The organism is [Acidovorax] ebreus TPSY, from assembly GCF_000022305.1.
Classification (GTDB): domain Bacteria; phylum Pseudomonadota; class Gammaproteobacteria; order Burkholderiales; family Burkholderiaceae_C; genus Diaphorobacter; species Diaphorobacter nitroreducens.
On the sequence record NC_011992.1, the window covers coordinates 2882167 to 2900928 of the forward strand.

The window sequence follows — 18762 nt, forward strand, 5'->3', positions numbered from 1 at the left end:
TGATGGACAAGCGCTAGCAGCTACTCAAACGATAGCAAAACCACTCCAGCCTGGCAGATCGCGGGCGCCGCGCACTGCGGCGCAAAGCTGGCGCCCACCGGCTCCGCCGCCCCGCGAAGGTCAATAGAGCTGCAGGCTCACCCAATAGGCGATCGCCGCCACGAAGGCGCTGGCGGGGATGGTCAGGATCCACGCCCAGACGATGTTGCCGGCCACGCCCCAGCGCACGGCGCTGGCGCGCTGGGTGGAACCCACGCCCACGATCGCGCCCGTGATGGTGTGGGTGGTGGACACGGGGATGCCCAGCGCAGTGGCGATGAACAGCGTCATCGCGCCGCCGGTCTCGGCGCAGAAGCCCCCCACGGGCTTGAGCTTGGTGATTTTCTGGCCCATGGTCTTCACGATGCGCCAGCCGCCGAACATGGTGCCCATGCCGATGGCCGCGTAGCACGAGATGATGACCCACATGGGGGGCGAGGCATCGCCCGCCGAGGCGTAGCCCGTGGCGATCAGCAGCAGCCAGATGATGCCGATGGTCTTTTGCGCGTCGTTGCCGCCGTGGCCCAGGCTGTAGGCCCCGGCGGAGACGAGCTGCAGCCGGCGGAACCACTTGTCCACGCGGTTCGGACTGGTGCGACGGAAGACCCAGGCCACGATCAGCATCATCAACGAGCCCAGCAGGAAACCCAGCATGGGCGACACGAAGATAAAGGCCACGGTCTTGAAGATGCCGCTGGCCACCAGTGCGCCCGCGCCGGTCTTGGCGATCACCGCGCCCACGATGCCGCCGATCAGTGCGTGCGATGAGCTGCTGGGGATGCCGTAGTACCAGGTGATGACGTTCCAGGTGATGGCCCCCACCAGCGCGCCGAAGATCACGTGGGTGTCCACCACGCTCGGATCCACGATGCCCTTGCCGATGGTGGCCGCCACACTCAGGTGGAACACGAAGATGGCGACGAAGTTGAAGAAGGCCGCGAAGACCACGGCCTGCGTGGGCTTGAGCACGCCCGTGGAGACCACGGTGGCGATGGAGTTGGCGGCGTCGTGGAACCCGTTCATGAAGTCGAACACGATGGCGAGCGCCACGAGCACGACCACGATCCACAGGGCGGTTTGTACTGTTTCCATGCTGGGAATGAGGGGGCGAGCCCTGCCAGGAATGCGAAGCGCAGGCCTGCGGCCGCGCCTCAGGAGTTCTCGAGGATGATGCCCTCGATGAGGTTGGCCACGTCTTCGCAGCGGTCGGTGATGGTCTCCAGCAGCTCGTAGATGGCCTTGAGCTTGATGACCTCACGCACGTCCGGCTCCTCGCGGAACAGCTTGCTCATGGCGCTGCGCAGCACGCGGTCGGCGTCGCCCTCCAGGCGGTCGATTTCCTCGCAGGTCTTGAGCGCGGCCTCGGCCACGGCCGGATCGGCAATGCGCGACAGCAGCTTCACCGCGTCCTGCACGCGCTCGCAGCACTTGAGGCTGAGGTCCGTCAGGCGGGTGATCTCGTCCGTCATGTGGTGGATGTCGTACAGCGCCATGGTCTCGGCCGAGTCCTGGATCAGGTCGGCCACGTCGTCCATGGTGTTGATCAGCGAGTGGATCTGCTCACGGTCGATGGGCGTGATGAAGGTCTTGTGCAGCGTGCGGTTGACCTCATGCGTCACGCGGTCGGCGGCGCGCTCGGCGTTGTCCACGTCCTGGTTGTACTGGTCGCGCAGGTGGGTGTCGCTGTAGTTCGCCACCAGTTGCGAGAACGCCCGCGCGGCCTCGACGATGCGGTCTGCATGCTGGTTGAACATCTCGAAAAAATTGCCCTCGCGGGGCAACAGCTTTCCAAACAACATGCCGACTCCTGATCGAACCTTCTGGCGGTATATGTGACGCAGAGATGACCAAGACGTGACAAATCTGCGAAAACCGCGAGTTTAACCGGCGCCAGACAGCCGCCCGGCGCACCAGGTCAAAGCGGATGCGCAGAGATCGGCGCCCCCGGCAGGGTCTGCGCGGCTCGGCTCCTACGCGCTGCGGAAGATGAAATACACCGCCCCGACGAGGCACAGGCCCGCCCAGAGGTAGTCCCATTTGAGCGGCTCGTTCAGGTAGAACACGGCGAAGGGCACGAACACCGTCAGCGTGATCACCTCCTGCATGATCTTGAGCTGCCCCACGCTGAACTGCGTATGCCCAATGCGGTTGGCCGGCACCTGCAACAGGTATTCGAACAGGGCGATGCCCCAGCTCACCAGCGCCGCCACGTACCACGGGGCGGTGGCCAGGTTCTTCAAGTGGCCGTACCAGGCCATGGTCATGAAGATGTTGCTGGCAACCAGCAGCAGGATGGTCTGGAGGGGGATGGGCAGGGATTGCAGAGCGTGCATGGCGCGGCGGATTTTACAAGCCAAATCACACTCTAGCGCATATCCATCAAGCGCTGGTAGCTATAAAAAACAAAGCACCGCCGCAGCGGTGCCTGTTCCAGCGGCCAGCGGCCGCCCTTTCACTCACCCAGGTAGGCGGCGCGCACGCGCGGATCGCTGAGCAGATCCCGTCCCCCGCCGGCCATGGTGATCAGGCCGGACTCCATCACGTAGCCGCGGTCGGCAATCGCCAGCGCGCGGCTGGCGTTCTGCTCCACCAGCACGATGGTCACGCCCAGGGCGTACACGTCGCGCACCACCTCGAAGATCTTGTCCACCATGATGGGCGACAGTCCCATGGAGGGCTCGTCCAGCAGCAGCACCTTGGGCTGGCTCATCAGCGCGCGGCCCATGGCCAGCATCTGCTGCTCGCCACCGGACATGGTGCCCGCCAACTGGTCCTTGCGCTCGCGCAAGCGCGGGAAGATGGTGAACATCTTTTCGATGTCGGCGGCAATCCCCGCCTTGTCGTCGCGCGTGTAGGCGCCCATGAGCAGGTTCTCGGTGATGGTCATGCGCGCGAACACGCCGCGCCCCTCGGGCACCATCACCAGCCCCTGCTTGACCAGGTCCCACGCGCCCTTGCCCTTGATGCTCTGGCCCAGGTACTCGATGTCGCCATCGTTCATGCCCAGTGTGCCGGTGATGGCCTTCATGGTGGTGGTCTTGCCCGCCCCGTTGGAGCCGATCAACGTGACCAGCTCGCCCTCGCGCACCTCGAAGTCCACCCCCTTGACGGCCTGGATGCCGCCGTAGGCCACCTTCAGGCCCTTGACCTGCAATAGAATTTTGTTGGATTTTTCGGCCATGTCTTGCGTCCTTCAGTGCCCGCCGGTGCCCAGATAGGCCTCGATCACTTTTTCGTTCTTCTGCACGTCGGCAGGGGTTCCCTCGGCAATCTGCTTGCCGTAGTCCAGCACCGTGACACGGTCGCACAGGCCCATCACAAGCTTCACGTCATGCTCGATGAGCAAGATGGTGCGGTTGTCGTTGCGGATGCGGTCGATCAGCTCGCGCAGTTGCACCTTCTCGGTGGCGTTCATGCCGGCGGCGGGTTCGTCCAGCGCGATCAGTTGCGGATCGGTGGCCAGGGCGCGCGCGATCTCCAGGCGGCGCTGGTCGCCGTACGACAGCGTGCGCGCCTTGAAATCGGCGTACTTGCCGATGCCCACGTAGTCCAGCAGCTCCTGCGCGCGCTTGGCGATGGCCGCCTCCTCCTCCTTGAAGCTCTTGGTGCGGAAGATGGCCCCGAAGAGCCCGGAATGCGTGCGGATGTGCCGCCCCACCATCACGTTCTCCAGCGCCGTCATGTCGGCGAACAGCCGGATGTTCTGAAAGGTGCGCGCAATGCCCGCCTTGGCCACCAGGTGCACGGCGCGGGGCTCGTAGGGCTGGCCCGCCAGTTCAAAACTGCCCGCATCGGGCGTGTACAGGCCGGTGATGACGTTGAAGAACGTCGTCTTGCCCGCGCCGTTGGGGCCGATCAGGCCATAGACCTGGCCGCGCTGGATGGTGATGCCCACGTCGGACAGCGCCTGCAGGCCGCCAAAACGCTTGGAGATGCCCGCGACCTTCAGCACCACTTCTTTCGATGTATCTGCCATGTTGTTGCTCTACCGGTGGTGTCAGGACTTCTGCGCAAGGCTCTTGCCATGCTCGGGCGCTGGCCACAGGCCCCGCGGGCGCAGCAGCATCACGATGATCATGGCCAAGGCGATCAACAGTTGGCGCAGGATGGAGGAATCCAGCCGCCCGTCGGTCATCGCCTGCAGCGGGCCGGCCACGTAGCGCAGCACCTCGGGCAGCGCGGACAGCAGCACGGCACCCAGGATCACGCCGGGAATGTGGCCGATGCCGCCCAGCACCACCATGGCAACGATCATCACCGACTCCATCAGGCTGAACGACTCGGGCGAGACGAAGCCCTGGAACGCGCCGAACATGGCGCCGGCCACGCCGCCGAACGAAGCGCCCATGCCGAAGGCCAGCAGCTTCATGTTGCGCGTGTTGATACCCATCGCCTTGGCGGCGATCTCATCTTCGCGGATGGCCATCCACGCGCGCCCGATGCGCGAATCCTGCAGGCGATAGCACACCAAAATGGTGACCAGCACCAGGAACAGGAACAGGTAGTAGTACAGCGTGACGGAGTTGATGTCGTAGCCGAACAGCTCCAGCCGCTTGCCCAGGTCCAGCCCGAAGATCTTCACCGAATCGATCTGCCCCAGGCCCTTGGGGCCGTTGGTGATGTTGACCGGGTGGTCCAGGTTGTTCATGAAGATGCGGATGATTTCGCCAAAGCCCAGCGTCACGATGGCCAGGTAGTCGCCGCGCAGCTTGAGCACCGGTATGCCCAGCAGCACGCCGGTGCATGCCGCCAGCACCAGGGCCAGCGGGATCACCATCCACAGCGACATGTGCAACCCGGTGGGGAATTGCGCGGCGAACCACGCGAAGTTGTCCGCCAGGTGCGGCGAGGCCAGCAGGCCGAACATGTAGGCGCCCACGGCATAGAAGGCCACGTACCCCAGGTCGAGCAGGCCGGCGTAACCCACCACGATGTTCAGGCCCAGCGCCAGCATCACGTACAGCAGGGCCAGATCGGCGATGCGCACCCAGGCGTTGCCGAAGTACTGCAGCACCAGGGGCAGAACCAGCAGCGCAATGCCGCCCAGGATCCATTGGATCTTGTGGTTTTTCATGGTCGTTGGCTCCTCAGGCGCGGTCGGCCACACGCTCACCCAGCAGGCCCGAGGGGCGCAGCGTCAGGATGATGATGAGCACGATAAAGGCGAAGATGTCGGTGTAGTGGCTGCCCAGCACACCCCCGGTGAGGGTGCCGATGTAGCCGGAGCCGATGGCCTCGATGAGCCCCAGCAGAAGTCCGCCCACCACGGCGCCAGCCAGGTTGCCGATGCCGCCGAACACCGCCGCGGTGAACGCCTTCAGCCCCGGCAAGAAGCCCATGGTGTGCTGCGCCGTGCCGTAGTTGGAGGCCCACATGATGCCGGCGATGGCGGCCAGCACCGCGCCGATGATGAAGGTGGCCGAGATCACCATGTCGGGCTTCACGCCCATGAGCGCGGCCACGCGCGGGTTCTCTGCCGTGGCGCGCATGGCGCGGCCCAGCCGTGTGTAGTTGACCAGGTAGACCATGGAAGCCAGCGCCACCACCGTCACGCCCAGGATCAGCACCTGCGTGGTGGTGATCACCGCGCCGCCCACCTGGAACGGCTGGGTGGGCAGCAGCGTGGGGTACGGTTTGTAGTTGGGCTTCCAGATGATCATCGCCAGCGTCTGCAACAGGATCGACATGCCGATGGCGGTGATCAAGGGGGCCAGGCGCGGGCTGTTGCGCAGCGGCCGGTAGGCGACTTTTTCGATGGTGAAATTGAGTACCGCCGCCACCACGCAGGCGATCAGCGTGGCCAGCAGCAGAATGAGCCAGCCGGGCGCACCCGGCATGGCCTCCTGCATGAGGCCGATGCAGCTCCAGCTGGTCAGCGCGCCGACCATGAGCACTTCCCCGTGCGCGAAGTTGATGAGCTGGATGATGCCGTACACCATGGTGTAGCCCAAGGCTATCAAGGCGTACATGCTGCCCAGAACCAGACCATTGATGATCTGCTGCAGCAAGATGTCCATATGTTGAGTCCTTTGTATCGACTATTGACGTGCACACCAGCCAAGCACCGCGAATCGATGCAGCCTTGTGGGCCCGTTCGCCATCTAGCAAAAAACCCGCCAGGCAAGGGTCTGCGCGGGTTTGTGAAGAAATTGTAGTCAGAGGAAACACGCCGTCCCTACCACGTTTGGACGGGGTTTTCCCTTGATTGGAGGGCGCATCAGGCGGGTGCCGCGCGCATTAGAAATATTGATGATTGCGACGCGATCAGGGAATGCGCTTATTCCCAACGGCCATGGATTGGGCTGAACAAAGCCGTACAACGGGACCGTGGTCGGCCCGCCGCTAGCCCCTCACACAAGAAGCCACTCGAAGCCTAGGCGTCTGGGGGCACGTCGTCGGGGCCACGCTGCGCTGCCGCATTGCGCGCGCGCAGTTCATCGAGCTTCTGGCCGATCTTGATCTCCAGCCCGCGCGGCACCGGTGCGTAAAAGCCCGGCGGATCCATGCCATCGGGCAGGTAGTTCTCGCCCGCGGCAAAGCCGCCCTCTTCGTCGTGCGCGTAGCGATAGTCCTTGCCGTAGTCCAACTGCTTCATGAGTTGGGTGGGCGCATTGCGCAGGTGCAGCGGCACGGGGCGCGTGCCGTCCTGCTTCACGAAGGCGCGGGCCTTGTTGTAGGCCATGTAGCCCGCATTGCTCTTGGGCGCCACGGCGAGGTAGATCACGGCCTGCGCCAGCGCGAGCTCGCCCTCAGGGCTGCCCAGGCGTTCATAGGTCTGCGCAGCGTCGTGCGCGATGTGCATGGCACGCGGATCGGCCAGACCGATGTCCTCCCAGGCCATGCGCACGATGCGCCGCGCCATGTAGCGGGGGTCCGCCCCGCCGTCGAGCATGCGCACCAGCCAGTACAGCGCAGCATCAGGATCGGAGCCGCGCACCGACTTGTGCAGCGCGCTGATGGTGTCGTAGAACTGTTCGCCACCCTTGTCGTAGCGGCGCATGCGCTCGCCCAGCACCTGCAGCAGCCAGGCGTCTTCGATGCGCTCGATGCCCGCCTGGCTTGCGGTGACCTCCAGGGTTTCCAGCGTGTTGAGCAGGCGCCTCGCATCCCCGTCGGCATAGGCGATGAGGCGCTCCAGTGCTGCATTTTCAATAGCTGGTAGCGCTTGCAGCGCCTGGGCCTTGGCCACAATTTGCTTCAAGTCGTCGCTGCCCAGAGGCTGCAGCACATAGACCGCGGCACGCGACAGCAGGGCCGAGTTGACCTCGAACGAAGGGTTCTCGGTGGTCGCCCCCACGAAAGTGAAAAGGCCGCTTTCCACATGCGGCAAGAACGCGTCCTGCTGGCTCTTGTTGAAGCGGTGCACCTCGTCCACGAAAACGATAGTGCGCTGCTGCATCAGCCCGTCGCGTGCGCTCTCGGCCTGCTGCACGGCATCGCGGATGTCCTTCACGCCGCCCAGCACGGCACTGATGCTGATGAACTGCGCATCGAACGCCTCGGCCATCAGGCGCGCAATCGTGGTCTTGCCCACGCCGGGCGGCCCCCACAGGATGCAACTGTGCGGGCGGCCCGATTCAAACGCCAGCCGCAGCGGCATGCCCGGCCCCAGCACATGCTGCTGGCCAATGACCTCTGCCAGCGAACGCGGACGCAGGCGTTCGGCCAAGGGCTGGTGGGCCAGCGGGGAAGCGCGACTCATAGCGTATCGAGCGGGCTCAACACCCCGCGCCCGCCCTTGTTCAAGACATGGGTGTAGATCATGGTGGTACTCACATCCTTGTGACCCAGCAACTCCTGCACGGTGCGGATGTCGTAACCTGCCTGCAGCATGTGGGTGGCAAAAGAATGCCGCAGCACATGCGGTGTGCAAGGCTTGTCGATGCCCGCGCGGCGCGCAGCCAGCGCCACGGCCTTCTGCACCGACTGCTCCAGCAGGTGATGGCGCCGCTGCACGCCCGAGCGCGGGTCCACCGAACGCACCGCGCTGGGGAATACGTACTGCCATCCCCAAGCCGTGGCTGCATTCGCGTACTTCACGGCCAACGCATCAGGCAACCACACGGCACCAAGACCCGCATCCAAGTCCTTGCGGTGCAGCGCACGGGCGCGCTCCATCTGCTCGCGCAACGGTGTGATCAGATTCTCGGGCAGGACGGTCACACGATCCTTGTTCCCCTTGCCTTCGCGCACGATCAGTTCACGCCGTTCGAACTCCACATCCTTCACGCGCAGGCGCAGTGCCTCCAGAATGCGCATCCCCGTGCCGTACAGCAGCGAGGCAACCAGCCACTGCGTGCCCTGCAGGTGCATCAGCAGCTCGCGCACTTCGCGCTGCGTCAACACCACCGGCAGGCGGCGCGCCTTGCGGGCCGAAACAATCTCATCCAGCCAGGGCAAGTCTTGCTGCAGCACCTCTTTGTAGAGAAACAAAATGGCGGCCTTGGCTTGGTTCTGCGTAGAGGCGGACACATTGCGCTCAACAGCCAGGTGGGTTAGAAAAGCGGTGACCTCCGGTGCCCCCATCTCGCGCGGATGGCGCTTGTCATGGAACAAGATAAAGCGGCGCGCCCAATCCACGTAAGCCTGCTCGGTGCGAATGGAATAGTGCAGCACCCGGATGCGCTCGCGCATCGACTCCAGCAGCCGGGGCGGCTGTCGCACGGCGGGTGGGCGTGAAACGGAAGGCGCATCCATCCGTGAAATTTTAGGCGGTCTAAATTACCGCTGCCATGGGCATTTATGGAGAGGCTTGACAGCCTGCTTGACTTAGGCCGCGGCCGGTCGATAGCATGCAGAGATCTAATTCTAGTTAGAAATTCACATGACAAAAGAAATACAACACCCCCCAAAAGGGGACAATAGATACAGAGTTCATCGTTCCGTCAAATGTTACCTCTTGGAAATGCTGTGCGGAACTGGTTTTTGCACTTTATACATTTCAGACTCTATTGAGCGAGTGGTCTACAAATTTCCAAATGGTGTAGAAAAGGTACAGTATAAAAATAACTTTTACGACCTGCAGCCAGCAGAGAGAATGTCCGAATTAGTAAAACAGCATTTAGCAGATAGGGGTGGAGTCAACTTATCCGGCAAATCACTTTACGCATACAAAAAAGATAATTCATTTACTTCATACCCATTTATTGACATCACAGGCAATGATGATCGTGAGCGGTATCCCAAACTCCGCGAGAAGTGGTTGAAATCAGATGCCTTCAAAAATAGTTCTAACCATTCGTCGCAGCCGACCGCCTACGGCGGCGGCTGAACTCAGGGCGTTAGTCCCATCACCCGCTTCATGCGCGCAGCCACTCGTTCCAGCGCTCGGCCCTGTTCCAAAGGTTTTCAAGCCTTTTTGGCCTCCAGCGCTTGTGCAGCAAGCGCCACCAGCTATCATTCTTGCAGCGCTGCGCCGCTTTCTTGGCCCAGCGCTTTTTCGTGGGCTGCGCCCTTGTTCAAGTCCGGGCGCTCCCTTTTGGCCTGCGGGTCTAACCCGGCGTTCAAGCCGACCCGCCTACGGCGGGCGGCTTACCTTGGCCGTTAGCACCGAAGAAAAATCCTGTCGCCGATGCAGGACGAAGAACTGATGCGCAAAGCCGGCTTCAAGCGCGTTTCCTTGTTCTACGCCGCTTTTACGTTCCGTGGATGGGTAGCGTATGCCTAACAATTGACGTGCTGGGGCTGCCTGACCAATTGGTCAAGCCGACGCCGGCAAACTCCGCTTGCGGGTGCCCTCCCTGCTTCGCAGTCCGGCGCGGCTTACCGCGAGTATCAGACGTTGGTTCGTGGCAGCAGTCGCGTGCATGCGCTACGCTAGCAGCGTTGCCGCCACTGTGCAGCGCGGCTGAGTTCAGGTGTTAGCTCTTCCTGTCGCCCGTATCTGTACCGCACCATGCCCATCCGCATCGTCCGCCTCGGCACTCCCCGCGCACGCGACGAAGGCACGCGCATCGGCACCGTGCGCCGGCCGCCACGCGGCGTGCCCAAGGAGCAGTTCGCGGCACAGGACTGGTATGACGTGTGGTACCCCAACCTCTCGCCCAGCCCCGAGACCGTCAAGCGCGCCCAGGCCGCGCAGACGCCCAAGGAATGGGCCGCCTTCACCCAGCAGTTCCGCCAGGAGATGGCCACGCCGGAGAACCGCCACACCATCGCGCTGCTGGCCGCGCTGTCGCAGCACAACAATTTCTCGGTGGGCTGCTACTGCGAGGACGAGGCGCGCTGCCACCGCTCGGTGTTGCGCGCGCTGCTGTCCGAAGCCGGCGCACGCATTGCGGACTGATGGCGAAGCCGCCGCGCAACGAATTGCCGGGTCATGCATTGCCACGCAACGGACTGCCGCGCGACGACACACGCCGCGACGAGCCGCTGGATGCGCTGCTGCGCCGCGTGCGCGCCTGCACGATCTGCGCGCCCTACCTGCCGCTGGGCCCACGCCCCGTGCTGCAGGCCGATGCACGCGCGCGCCTGCTGATCGTGGGGCAGGCACCGGGGCGCAAGGTGCATGCCTCGGGCATCCCCTTCGATGATGCGAGCGGCGAGCGCCTGCGCACGTGGCTGGGGCTGACGCGCGAGACTTTCTATGACCCGGCGCGCGTGGCCATCGTGCCGATGGGTTTTTGCTATCCGGGCCGTGGCGCCTCGGGCGATGCACCGCCCCGCCCCGAATGCGCCCCCGCGTGGCGCGTGCCGCTGCTGGCACGGCTGCCGAACATCGCGCTGACCGTGGCCGTGGGCCAATACGCGCTGGCCTGGCATCTGGCCGCCTGCCGCGGGCAGCCGCTGGGGGAAACCGTGCGCAGCACCTGCACCCTGCCGGATGCGCCCGTCCTGGCCCTGCCGCACCCCAGCCCGCGCAACAACGGTTGGCTCAAGCGCCACCCGTGGTTCGAGTCCGAGTTGCTGCCGCTGGTGCGGGCACGCGTGGCGACCGTGCTGGCGGTTTAGAGCAAAACAGGGCTCTAGCGCTTACCCCATAAGCGCTAGCAGCTATCGAAACAGAAGCAACTACTGCGAGAGCACATCCGCCCCCGCAGGCGGCTTGAACTGGAAGGTGCCTGCCGGCAGCGCCGGGTTGAGCTGCATGCCGGTGAAGCGGATCAGCGAGCGCTGCCCAAAGCTGTCCAGGATGTCCAGCGCCGCCAGTTGCTCCCCCGCGAAGCCCACGCGCACGCTCTTGAGCTGGCCATCCTTGGCCTTGGGCGTAGCCAGCACCCACTGCAGGCCGTCCTGCTCGGGCGCCGACTCCAGCGCGAAGTCGGCGCGCAGCGCCGCTAGGTCGGGCGCGGACGCGAGCAGCGCCGCGGGCGTGCTGCCCAGCGCCTTGGATTGCGTGCGCTGGGTCACCTGGTTCAAGTCCGCGTCGTACAGCCACAGGGTCTGCCCATCGGCCACGATGAGCTGCTCGAACGGCTTGCGGTAATGGAACTTGAAGCGCCCCGGACGCTGGAACTCAAAACTGCCGCTGGAGGTCTTGGTGCGGCCCGCCTGGCCGTCCTTGGGCGGCGAGGTCACGGTCTGCGTGAACTCGGACCGGCCGCTCTGGGCGGACTTCATGAAGGTTTCAAGGCTTTTCAGGCCGTCAGCCCAGGCGCAACCAGCGCCAGCAGCTATCAAAATCGCAGCAAATATTTTCTTCAACACCATTTCTCCATGCAAGCGGTTGCGTGGACAGCGGGCCAGGGAGCGTGCCCAGGCTGCTTTACTCGCTGCGCGCGGGCACCAGCACCTCGCGCTGGCCGCTGGCGGTGAGAGCGCTCACCAGGCCGGCCTTCTCCATGTCTTCGAGCAGGCGCGCGGAGCGGTTGTAGCCAATGCGCAGCTTGCGCTGCACGTAGGAGATGCTGGCCTTGCGGTCTTTCAGCACCACCTCCACGGCCTGGTCGTACATGGGGTCCTTCTCGCCGCCGCCTTCGCTGTCGCCAAAGCCGAAGCCGCTGTCGTCGCCCTCGACGGTACCGCCTTCCAACACCCCTTCGATGTAGTCCGGCTCCCCTTGTTCCTTCAAGTAGCTGACAACGCGGTGCACCTCGTCATCGGAGACAAAGGCGCCGTGCACGCGGATGGGCAGGCCCGTGCCGCTGGCCATGTAAAGCATGTCGCCCATGCCCAGCAAGGCCTCGGCGCCCATCTGGTCCAGGATGGTGCGGCTGTCGATCTTGCTGCTGACCTGGAAAGCGATACGCGTGGGGATGTTGGCCTTGATCAGGCCGGTGATCACGTCCACGCTGGGGCGCTGCGTGGCCAGAATCAAATGAATGCCGGCAGCACGCGCCTTCTGCGCCAGGCGGGCGATGAGCTCCTCGATCTTCTTGCCCACGACCATCATCAGGTCGGCCAGCTCGTCGATCACCACCACGATGTGCGGCAGCCGCTCCAGCGGCTCCGGGCTCTCCGGTGTGAGGCTGAAGGGGTTGGGGATGTGCTCCTCGCGCGCCTTGGCGTCGTCTATTTTCGTGTTGTAGCCCGCGAGGTTGCGCACGCCCAGCTTGCTCATGAGCTTGTAGCGGCGCTCCATTTCGGCCACGCACCAGTTCAGCCCGTGGGCGGCCTGCTTCATGTCGGTGACCACCGGCGCGAGCAGGTGCGGAATGCCCTCGTAAACCGACATTTCCAGCATCTTGGGGTCGATCATCAGCAGGCGCACGTCGCGCGCCTCGGCCTTGTAGAGCAGCGACAGGATCATGGCGTTGATCCCCACCGACTTGCCCGAGCCCGTCGTGCCCGCCACCAGCACGTGCGGCATCTTGGCCAGGTCCGCCACCACGGGCGCGCCCACGATGTCCTTGCCCAGGCCCATGGTCAGCAGGCTCTTGGCGTCGTGGTAGACCTGCGAGCCCAGGATCTCCGACAGGCGGATGGTCTGGCGTTTGGCGTTGGGCAGTTCCAGCGCCATGAAGTTCTTGCCAGGAATGGTCTCGATCACGCGGATGGACACCAGCGACAGCGAACGCGCCAGGTCCTTGGCCAGGTTCACGATCTGCGAGCCCTTCACGCCCGTGGCGGGCTCGATCTCGTAGCGCGTGATCACCGGGCCGGGCATGGCGGCCACCACGGTGACGTCCACGCCGAAGTCCTTGAGCTTCTTCTCGATCAGGCGGCTGGTCATCTCCAGCGTCTCGGGCGACACCGTCTCCTGGCGCGCCTGCGCGGCGTCCAGCAGGTCCACCTGCGGCAGGTTGCTGTCGGGCATCTCGCTGAACAGAGGTTTCTGGCGCTCCTTCACCACGCGGGTGCTCTGCACCACATCGGACAGCACGGGCTCGATGATGGTGACAGGCTGCGGGTGCTGCACCTCAATCTCGTGGCGCTCTTCCTGCACCACTTCCTCGCGCTCGCGCGCGGCGCGCCGCCCCACGGCCACGTCCTTGGCCTTCTCGCGCCGCGCCCGGCCGCGCTGCACCAGCGCATCGATGCGCCCGCCCAGGCGCTCGGCCAGATGTCCCCAGGAGAAACGGAACACCAGCGCTGCGCCCAGCACGACCACCACCACGCCGGCCAGGCCCGAGCCCGTGAACCCGAGCCAGCGCACGGCCAGCGGCCCCGTCATATAGCCCAGCATGCCGCCCGCATGGCCGGGCAGCAGGGCTTCGAACCGGTACAGCCGCGACCATTCCAGTGCCGTGCTGGCGCACAGCAGCAGCGCCAGGCCGCCCCAGAATACGCCGCGGCGCTGCCACGGCGCGTGGCCGGCGGCGCCATCGCCGCGCATCCAGCGCGCCAGCGACGCAAACCAGGCGCGCACGCCCGCGGCGACGCACCACCAGACGGAAAAGCCCAGCACGAAGTAGCTGCCGTCGGCGAGCCACGCCCCGAGCCTGCCCACCCAATTGGACAGCGGCTGTCCATTGCCCGCACCCGATGTGGACCAGGCCGCATCCTGCGCGGAATAGCTCACGAGGGCCAGCAGCCAGAACACCAGGCCCAGCAGGCCCAGCACCAGGCCGATCTCATGGCCGAAGCGCGCCGCGCCGGTGCGTGGCGCCGACTTGCTGGAGGAAGAAGCGTTCAGGGTGTTGAGGGAGTACGTCATGGGATAAGAGCGCGCAAGCTTACCCCATGCCGACGACGCGTCTGTGCGCCGTGCGCTGCGTGCCGCAACCCGCCCCAGGCCTGCCGGCTGCGCGCCTTTTTGTCACCGCGCTGCGCCAGCGCAAAGGCCGATACGCCCGCCCCGGCCGTGTTATTCATGGCTTCTTACAATGGCCGCGATTGAAAACCCGACCGCAGGCGCCCGCGCGGACCGGTTGATACTGGGGGGCCCGGCCCCAGGTTCTTACGGGGCACGCCGGTCGCCCGGCATAACAAAACCTTACTTTTCAGCCATGTCCACTACCCAACACGCCAAAGTCATGATCCTCGGCTCCGGCCCGGCGGGCTACACCGCTGCGGTGTATGCCGCCCGTGCCAACCTCAACCCCGTGCTCATCACGGGCCTGGCCCAGGGCGGCCAACTCATGACCACGACCGAGGTGGACAACTGGCCCGCCGACGTGAACGGCGTGCAAGGCCCCGAGCTGATGCAGCGCTTCCAGGAACATGCCGAGCGCTTCAAAACGCAGATCGTGTTCGACCACATCAGCCAGGTGGACCTGTCCAAGCGCCCCTTCACCCTTACGGGCGACAGTGGCACCTACACCTGCGACTCGCTCATCATCGCCACGGGTGCATCGGCCAAGTACCTGGGCCTGCCCTCCGAGGAAGCCTTCATGGGCAAGGGCGTGTCCGCCTGCGCCACCTGCGACGGCTTCTTCTATCGCGAACAGGACGTGTGCGTGGTCGGCGGCGGCAACACCGCCGTAGAGGAAGCGCTGTACCTGTCCAACATCGCTCGCAAGGTGACGCTGGTGCACCGCCGCGACAAGTTCCGCGCCGAGCCCATCCTGATCGACAAGCTCATGGAGAAGGTGGCGGCCGGCAAGATCGAGCTCAAGACCTTCTTCACGCTGGACGAGGTGCTGGGCGACGCCACCGGCGTGACCGGCATCCGCCTCAAGCACACCGAAGACGGCCACACCGAGGACATCGCGCTGCAAGGCTGCTTCATTGCCATCGGCCATGCGCCCAACACCGACATCTTCCAGGGCCAGCTGGCGATGGAAAACGGCTACATCGTGACCCAGGGCGGCCTCAAGGGCTTTGCCACGCAGACCAGCGTGCCGGGCGTGTTCGCCGCCGGCGACGTGCAGGACCATGTGTACCGCCAGGCCATCACCAGCGCCGGCACGGGCTGCATGGCCGCGCTGGACGCGCAGCGCTTCCTGGAACAGCAGGAATAACGCACTAAGCCCCGCGCATCCGGCTCCTGCAGGTTTCGGCATGCAGGGGCTTTTTGATATTCGGGCTATAATGCGCGGCTTTGCCAAATCCTGCGCCTGCAATTGCAGCGCAAAGGCTGCGGCGACCGGGTTACCGCCACCCGTTCAAACTGGCGAGGTGAGGCTGACCGGCACGCTCCTGCTCTCGCGGGACTTCAGCGCCGGCAGCCGTTGCAACTATCGGAGTGTCCTGATGGCACGCGTATGTGAAGTAACGGGCAAGAAGCCCATGGTGGGAAACAACGTCTCCCACGCCAACAACAAGACCAAGCGCCGTTTCCTGCCCAACCTGCAGTACCGCCGTTTCTGGGTGGAAAGCGAGAACCGTTGGGTGCGCCTGCGCGTGTCCAGCGCCGCTCTGCGCCTGATCGACAAGAACGGTATCGACTCCGTGCTCGCAGACATGCGTGCCCGTGGCCAAGCCTAATTTCCTCAAGGAGAACAACCATGGCTTCCAAAGGCGGACGCGAAAAGATCAAGCTGGTGTCCACGGCCGAAACCGGTCACTTCTACACCACCACCAAGAACAAGAAGACGATGCCTGAGAAGATGTCGATCATCAAGTTCGACCCCAAGGCTCGCAAGCACGTCGAGTACAAGGAAGCCAAGCTGAAGTAATTCGGCCCGGCTCCTGTCAAAAAGCCGCCCGGCGTTGCGCCCGGCGGCTTTTTTCATGTCCGGCGTGGGCATAAAAAACCGCGGCACCCTTTCGGGTCGCCGCGGTACTGCGGTGAAAGCCAGCCGCCGTGTCGCTCAGGCGTGGGCCGCGCGCAGCTTCAGCGAAAACTCCTTGAGCGCCGCGATGCCGCTGGCCTCGGCCCGCTGGCACCAGGCCTGCAGGTCCGCGGTCAGCTGGTCGCGCGACTGCGAAGTGTTGAGCCAGAGCTGGCGCAGCTCCTCGCGCATGGTGACCATCTTGTCGAGTACGGGGTGCGCTGCACGCACTTCGGCCAGCGTCGGCTGGGCCTGGGCAGGGACCTTCTCGGCGTCGCGGTGCAGCCAGCGCTTGGCGCGCTTGAGGGCCGACACATCGGCCTTGCGCGCCTTGAGCGCGGCGATCTCGTCCTTGCAGGCTTGGCGCACGCCGCGCGCATAGCCGGCCATGACCTCGTAGCGGTTGGCGATGAGCGCCTCCAGCGTCTTTTCGTCGGCCACCGGCTTCACGGCGCCCAGGCGCAGCTTGGGCGGCACCTTCTTGACCTTGGCCCAGCCCAGGCGCTGCAACGCGCTGATGTAGAGCCACCCCACGTCGAACTCGTACGGCTTGACCGAAAACTTCGCGGCCGTCGGATAGGTGTGGTGGTTGTTGTGCAGTTCTTCACCGCCGATCACAACGCCCCAGGGCACGAGGTTGGTGGAGGCATCCTGCGCCTCGAAGTTGCGGTAACCCCAATAGTGGCCCACGCCGTTGACCACGCCCGCGGCCCAGAACGGGATCCACGCCATCTGCACCGCCCACACGGCGGCGCCCACGGCGCCGAACAGCACCAGGTTGATGACCAGCATCAGCCCCACGCCCTGCCAGGTGAAGCGGCTGTAGACGTTGCGTTCCATCCAGTCGTCCGGCGTGCCGTGGCCGAACTTCTTCAGCGTCTCGGCGTTGGCCGCCTCGGCGCGGTACAGCTCGGCCCCGCGCCACATCACGGTGCGCAGGCCGCGCGTCTGCGGGCTGTGGGGGTCGTCGGGCGTCTCGCACTTGGCGTGGTGCTTGCGGTGGATGGCCACCCATTCCTTGGTGACCATGCCCGTGCCCAGCCACAGCCAGAAACGGAAGAAATGCGCAGGCACAGGCCCCAGGTCCAGCGCACGGTGCGCCTGCGAGCGGTGCAGGAAGATCGTCACCGCCGCGATCGTGATGTGTGTGGTGGCCAGGGTGTAGAACACGATCTGCCACCAGGCCAGGTCCCACACGCCATGCGCCAGCCAGTCGAGCGCGGTATTCCACGCGGCGCTATCAAACAACATACAAACCTCGATCCACTATCCAATACCGCCGCACAGCCGGCGGCGTTCCACATTGTCGGGCGCCGTCTCCGCGGACCGGAACATGCCCGGCCGCCAGGATGGCTTCGCGTTGCGTGCCAACGCGTAGGAAAGTTACGCGCGGCGGGTCCAGACGGCAGCGAAGAAACCGTCCGTCTGGTGCAGATGAGGCCACAGCCGCAGATATCCAGTGCCGCTGGCGCCGCCATGGCACAGGCGTGCGGCATCGGGCACCTTCAGCTGCGTGAGCAGCGCGCCGGCGTCCTGCGGCTCGAAATCGGCATGCGCCGCGCCGAAGGCTTCGGCAATGGCCTCGTTTTCCTGCGGCAGCACGCTGCACGTGGCATAGACCAGCCGCCCGCCAGGTTTGACCAGGCGCGCCGCGCTTTCCAGGATGGCGGTCTGCTTGCCGGCCAGCTCCCGCAGCGCCTCGGGCGATTGGCGCCACTTCAGGTCGGGGTTGCGGCGCAGCGTGCCCAGGCCCGAACAGGGGGCGTCCACCAGCACGCGGTCGATCTTGCCGGCCAGGCGTTTGACGCGCTCGTCGCGCTCGTGGGCGATGGCCGCGGGGTGCACGTTGGACAGGCCCGAGCGCGCCAGGCGGGGCTTGAGCGCCTCCAGCCGGTGGGCCGACACGTCGAAGGCGTACAGCCGCCCCGTGCTGCGCATGGCCGCGCCGATGGCCAACGTCTTGCCGCCGGCACCGGCGCAGAAGTCCACCACCATCTCGCCGCGCTTGGCGTCCAGCAGCAGCGCGAGCAACTGCGAGCCCTCGTCCTGCACCTCGATAGCGCCGCGCGTGAACGCGTCCAGCTTGGTGAGCGCGGGCTTGCCGGCGATGCGCAGTCCCCAGGGAGAATAGGGTGTCACTACCGATTTGATAGCTGCTTGCGCAAGCTCCTTCTGCACCTGGTCGCGTTTTTCCTTCAAGGCATTGACGCGCAGGTCCAATGGCGCAGGCTGCGCCAGGCTGTCGGCCAGGGCCCAGAAGCCGCTCTCGCCCAGCTGCTCCTTGAGCGGCGCCACCAGCCATTCGGGCAGGTTGTGGCGGTGCGGCGCCAGCAGGTCTTCAGGACGCACGGCGTCGCACTGGTCCAGCCAGGACTTTTCCTGCTCGGTCAGTGCGCTCTTGACGAAGTCGCGCGGGCCGTGAAAGCCCAGGATGGCCAGGCGCCGCTCCTTGGGGCCCGCGCCCGAGCGCGCCAGCTGCTCGAACAGCAGCTTCTTGCGCAGGACGTTGTAGACGGTTTCGGCCAGCGTGGCGCGCTCGCGCGGGCCCAGGCCGCGGTGCTCGCGGAAGTAGCGCGAGACCACGGCGTCGGCCGGGTGTTCAAAAGTAAGGACCAGCCTGACGAGTTCCGCGCAGGCGTCCACAAGGGCTTTGGGATGCATGGCGCGATTGTCCCATCTCGCGCCCGCA

Annotated in this window: 20 protein-coding genes; 7 read left to right on the top strand and 13 right to left on the bottom strand. The window is 65.0% G+C overall.

Going from position 1 to position 18762, the window contains the following annotated elements; translation table 11 throughout:
• Positions 1 to 120: 120 nt before the first annotated feature.
• The 9 genes from DTPSY_RS13565 to DTPSY_RS13605 all read right to left on the bottom strand — a co-directional run bounded on the left by DTPSY_RS13565 (position 121) and on the right by DTPSY_RS13605 (position 8736).
• Positions 121 to 1131 carry an inorganic phosphate transporter gene (locus DTPSY_RS13565; RefSeq protein WP_011806476.1) on the bottom strand — a complete coding sequence of 337 codons (1011 nt, stop codon included), beginning with the start codon at positions 1129 to 1131 and terminating at the stop codon, positions 121 to 123.
• 59 nt (positions 1132 to 1190) lie between these two features.
• Positions 1191 to 1838, bottom strand: a complete 648-nt coding sequence (locus DTPSY_RS13570; protein ID WP_011806477.1) for a DUF47 domain-containing protein — start codon at positions 1836 to 1838, stop codon at positions 1191 to 1193.
• Between the two features lie 171 nt (positions 1839 to 2009).
• The gene (locus DTPSY_RS13575) at positions 2010 to 2372 is read right to left on the bottom strand and encodes a DMT family protein (RefSeq protein ID WP_011806478.1); all 363 of its coding nucleotides are present in this window, start codon (positions 2370 to 2372) and stop codon (positions 2010 to 2012) included.
• Between the two features lie 119 nt (positions 2373 to 2491).
• A complete protein-coding gene (locus DTPSY_RS13580; protein WP_015914040.1) occupies positions 2492 to 3220 on the bottom strand; it encodes an ABC transporter ATP-binding protein in 729 nt (242 codons plus the stop codon).
• A 12-nt stretch (positions 3221 to 3232) separates the two neighbouring features.
• A complete protein-coding gene (locus tag DTPSY_RS13585) occupies positions 3233 to 4015 on the bottom strand; it encodes an ABC transporter ATP-binding protein (protein ID WP_011806480.1) in 783 nt (260 codons plus the stop codon).
• A gap of 21 nt (positions 4016 to 4036) precedes the next feature.
• Complete coding sequence (locus tag DTPSY_RS13590) at positions 4037 to 5113, bottom strand: ABC transporter permease subunit (RefSeq protein ID WP_015914041.1); 1077 nt, start codon at positions 5111 to 5113, stop codon at positions 4037 to 4039.
• A 13-nt stretch (positions 5114 to 5126) separates the two neighbouring features.
• A complete protein-coding gene (locus tag DTPSY_RS13595) occupies positions 5127 to 6056 on the bottom strand; it encodes a branched-chain amino acid ABC transporter permease (protein WP_011806482.1) in 930 nt (309 codons plus the stop codon).
• Between the two features lie 356 nt (positions 6057 to 6412).
• Positions 6413 to 7741: a replication-associated recombination protein A gene (locus DTPSY_RS13600; protein ID WP_015914042.1), complete on the bottom strand. Its 1329-nt coding sequence runs from the start codon at positions 7739 to 7741 to the stop codon at positions 6413 to 6415.
• A complete protein-coding gene (locus DTPSY_RS13605; RefSeq protein WP_015914043.1) occupies positions 7738 to 8736 on the bottom strand; it encodes an integron integrase in 999 nt (332 codons plus the stop codon). The genes DTPSY_RS13600 and DTPSY_RS13605 overlap by 4 nt, the downstream gene beginning before the upstream one ends.
• Positions 8737 to 8863: 127 nt before the next feature.
• Between DTPSY_RS13605 and DTPSY_RS18420 the strand changes: the two genes are divergently transcribed.
• The 4 genes from DTPSY_RS18420 to DTPSY_RS13615 all read left to right on the top strand — a co-directional run bounded on the left by DTPSY_RS18420 (position 8864) and on the right by DTPSY_RS13615 (position 10989).
• Positions 8864 to 9310: a hypothetical protein gene (locus DTPSY_RS18420; RefSeq protein ID WP_148215378.1), complete on the top strand. Its 447-nt coding sequence runs from the start codon at positions 8864 to 8866 to the stop codon at positions 9308 to 9310.
• A gap of 30 nt (positions 9311 to 9340) precedes the next feature.
• Complete coding sequence (locus tag DTPSY_RS18205) at positions 9341 to 9586, top strand: DUF1010 domain-containing protein (RefSeq protein ID WP_015914044.1); 246 nt, start codon at positions 9341 to 9343, stop codon at positions 9584 to 9586.
• A gap of 348 nt (positions 9587 to 9934) precedes the next feature.
• A complete protein-coding gene (locus DTPSY_RS13610) occupies positions 9935 to 10324 on the top strand; it encodes a DUF488 domain-containing protein (protein WP_015914045.1) in 390 nt (129 codons plus the stop codon).
• Positions 10324 to 10989: a uracil-DNA glycosylase family protein gene (locus DTPSY_RS13615; protein WP_015914046.1), complete on the top strand. Its 666-nt coding sequence runs from the start codon at positions 10324 to 10326 to the stop codon at positions 10987 to 10989. The genes DTPSY_RS13610 and DTPSY_RS13615 overlap by 1 nt, the downstream gene beginning before the upstream one ends.
• A gap of 60 nt (positions 10990 to 11049) precedes the next feature.
• Here DTPSY_RS13615 and lolA read toward each other — a convergent pair whose 3' ends face one another.
• Both lolA and DTPSY_RS13625 read right to left on the bottom strand, forming a co-directional pair.
• On the bottom strand, positions 11050 to 11688 hold the full coding sequence (lolA, locus tag DTPSY_RS13620; RefSeq protein ID WP_015914047.1) for an outer membrane lipoprotein periplasmic chaperone LolA: 639 nt from the start codon (positions 11686 to 11688) through the stop codon (positions 11050 to 11052).
• Positions 11689 to 11743: 55 nt separating this feature from the next.
• A complete protein-coding gene (locus DTPSY_RS13625; RefSeq protein ID WP_015914048.1) occupies positions 11744 to 14074 on the bottom strand; it encodes a DNA translocase FtsK in 2331 nt (776 codons plus the stop codon).
• Positions 14075 to 14366: 292 nt separating this feature from the next.
• Here DTPSY_RS13625 and trxB point away from each other — a divergent pair, with 292 nt between their 5' ends.
• The 3 genes from trxB (at position 14367) to rpmG (ending at position 15977) form a co-directional block, all read left to right on the top strand.
• On the top strand, positions 14367 to 15320 hold the full coding sequence (trxB, locus tag DTPSY_RS13630) for a thioredoxin-disulfide reductase (protein WP_015914049.1): 954 nt from the start codon (positions 14367 to 14369) through the stop codon (positions 15318 to 15320).
• A gap of 232 nt (positions 15321 to 15552) precedes the next feature.
• Positions 15553 to 15786 carry a 50S ribosomal protein L28 gene (rpmB, locus tag DTPSY_RS13635; RefSeq protein WP_003058229.1) on the top strand — a complete coding sequence of 78 codons (234 nt, stop codon included), beginning with the start codon at positions 15553 to 15555 and terminating at the stop codon, positions 15784 to 15786.
• 20 nt (positions 15787 to 15806) lie between these two features.
• Positions 15807 to 15977, top strand: a complete 171-nt coding sequence (rpmG, locus tag DTPSY_RS13640; protein WP_011806495.1) for a 50S ribosomal protein L33 — start codon at positions 15807 to 15809, stop codon at positions 15975 to 15977.
• 135 nt (positions 15978 to 16112) lie between these two features.
• Here the strand turns inward: rpmG and DTPSY_RS13645 are convergent, their stop codons facing one another.
• Together DTPSY_RS13645 and DTPSY_RS13650 are read right to left on the bottom strand one after the other, a co-directional pair.
• Positions 16113 to 17324 carry a DesA family fatty acid desaturase gene (locus tag DTPSY_RS13645; RefSeq protein WP_015914050.1) on the bottom strand — a complete coding sequence of 404 codons (1212 nt, stop codon included), beginning with the start codon at positions 17322 to 17324 and terminating at the stop codon, positions 16113 to 16115.
• Between the two features lie 132 nt (positions 17325 to 17456).
• A complete protein-coding gene (locus DTPSY_RS13650; protein WP_015914051.1) occupies positions 17457 to 18734 on the bottom strand; it encodes an RsmB/NOP family class I SAM-dependent RNA methyltransferase in 1278 nt (425 codons plus the stop codon).
• Positions 18735 to 18762 lie beyond the last annotated feature (28 nt).

Excerpts from the sequence above, each read along its gene's own strand:
- DTPSY_RS13565 (WP_011806476.1), bottom strand. The coding sequence starts at position 1,131 with ATGGAAACAGTACAAACCGCCCTGTGGATCGTGGTCGTGCTCGTGGCG.
- DTPSY_RS13570 (WP_011806477.1), bottom strand. The coding sequence starts at position 1,838 with ATGTTGTTTGGAAAGCTGTTGCCCCGCGAGGGCAATTTTTTCGAGATG.
- DTPSY_RS13575 (WP_011806478.1), bottom strand. The coding sequence starts at position 2,372 with ATGCACGCTCTGCAATCCCTGCCCATCCCCCTCCAGACCATCCTGCTG.
- DTPSY_RS13580 (WP_015914040.1), bottom strand. The coding sequence starts at position 3,220 with ATGGCCGAAAAATCCAACAAAATTCTATTGCAGGTCAAGGGCCTGAAG.
- DTPSY_RS13585 (WP_011806480.1), bottom strand. The coding sequence starts at position 4,015 with ATGGCAGATACATCGAAAGAAGTGGTGCTGAAGGTCGCGGGCATCTCC.
- DTPSY_RS13590 (WP_015914041.1), bottom strand. The coding sequence starts at position 5,113 with ATGAAAAACCACAAGATCCAATGGATCCTGGGCGGCATTGCGCTGCTG.
- DTPSY_RS13595 (WP_011806482.1), bottom strand. The coding sequence starts at position 6,056 with ATGGACATCTTGCTGCAGCAGATCATCAATGGTCTGGTTCTGGGCAGC.
- DTPSY_RS13600 (WP_015914042.1), bottom strand. The coding sequence starts at position 7,741 with ATGAGTCGCGCTTCCCCGCTGGCCCACCAGCCCTTGGCCGAACGCCTG.
- DTPSY_RS13605 (WP_015914043.1), bottom strand. The coding sequence starts at position 8,736 with ATGGATGCGCCTTCCGTTTCACGCCCACCCGCCGTGCGACAGCCGCCC.
- DTPSY_RS18420 (WP_148215378.1), top strand. The coding sequence starts at position 8,864 with ATGACAAAAGAAATACAACACCCCCCAAAAGGGGACAATAGATACAGA.
- DTPSY_RS18205 (WP_015914044.1), top strand. The coding sequence starts at position 9,341 with ATGCGCGCAGCCACTCGTTCCAGCGCTCGGCCCTGTTCCAAAGGTTTT.
- DTPSY_RS13610 (WP_015914045.1), top strand. The coding sequence starts at position 9,935 with ATGCCCATCCGCATCGTCCGCCTCGGCACTCCCCGCGCACGCGACGAA.
- DTPSY_RS13615 (WP_015914046.1), top strand. The coding sequence starts at position 10,324 with ATGGCGAAGCCGCCGCGCAACGAATTGCCGGGTCATGCATTGCCACGC.
- lolA (WP_015914047.1), bottom strand. The coding sequence starts at position 11,688 with ATGGTGTTGAAGAAAATATTTGCTGCGATTTTGATAGCTGCTGGCGCT.
- DTPSY_RS13625 (WP_015914048.1), bottom strand. The coding sequence starts at position 14,074 with ATGACGTACTCCCTCAACACCCTGAACGCTTCTTCCTCCAGCAAGTCG.
- trxB (WP_015914049.1), top strand. The coding sequence starts at position 14,367 with ATGTCCACTACCCAACACGCCAAAGTCATGATCCTCGGCTCCGGCCCG.
- rpmB (WP_003058229.1), top strand. The coding sequence starts at position 15,553 with ATGGCACGCGTATGTGAAGTAACGGGCAAGAAGCCCATGGTGGGAAAC.
- rpmG (WP_011806495.1), top strand. The coding sequence starts at position 15,807 with ATGGCTTCCAAAGGCGGACGCGAAAAGATCAAGCTGGTGTCCACGGCC.
- DTPSY_RS13645 (WP_015914050.1), bottom strand. The coding sequence starts at position 17,324 with ATGTTGTTTGATAGCGCCGCGTGGAATACCGCGCTCGACTGGCTGGCG.
- DTPSY_RS13650 (WP_015914051.1), bottom strand. The coding sequence starts at position 18,734 with ATGCATCCCAAAGCCCTTGTGGACGCCTGCGCGGAACTCGTCAGGCTG.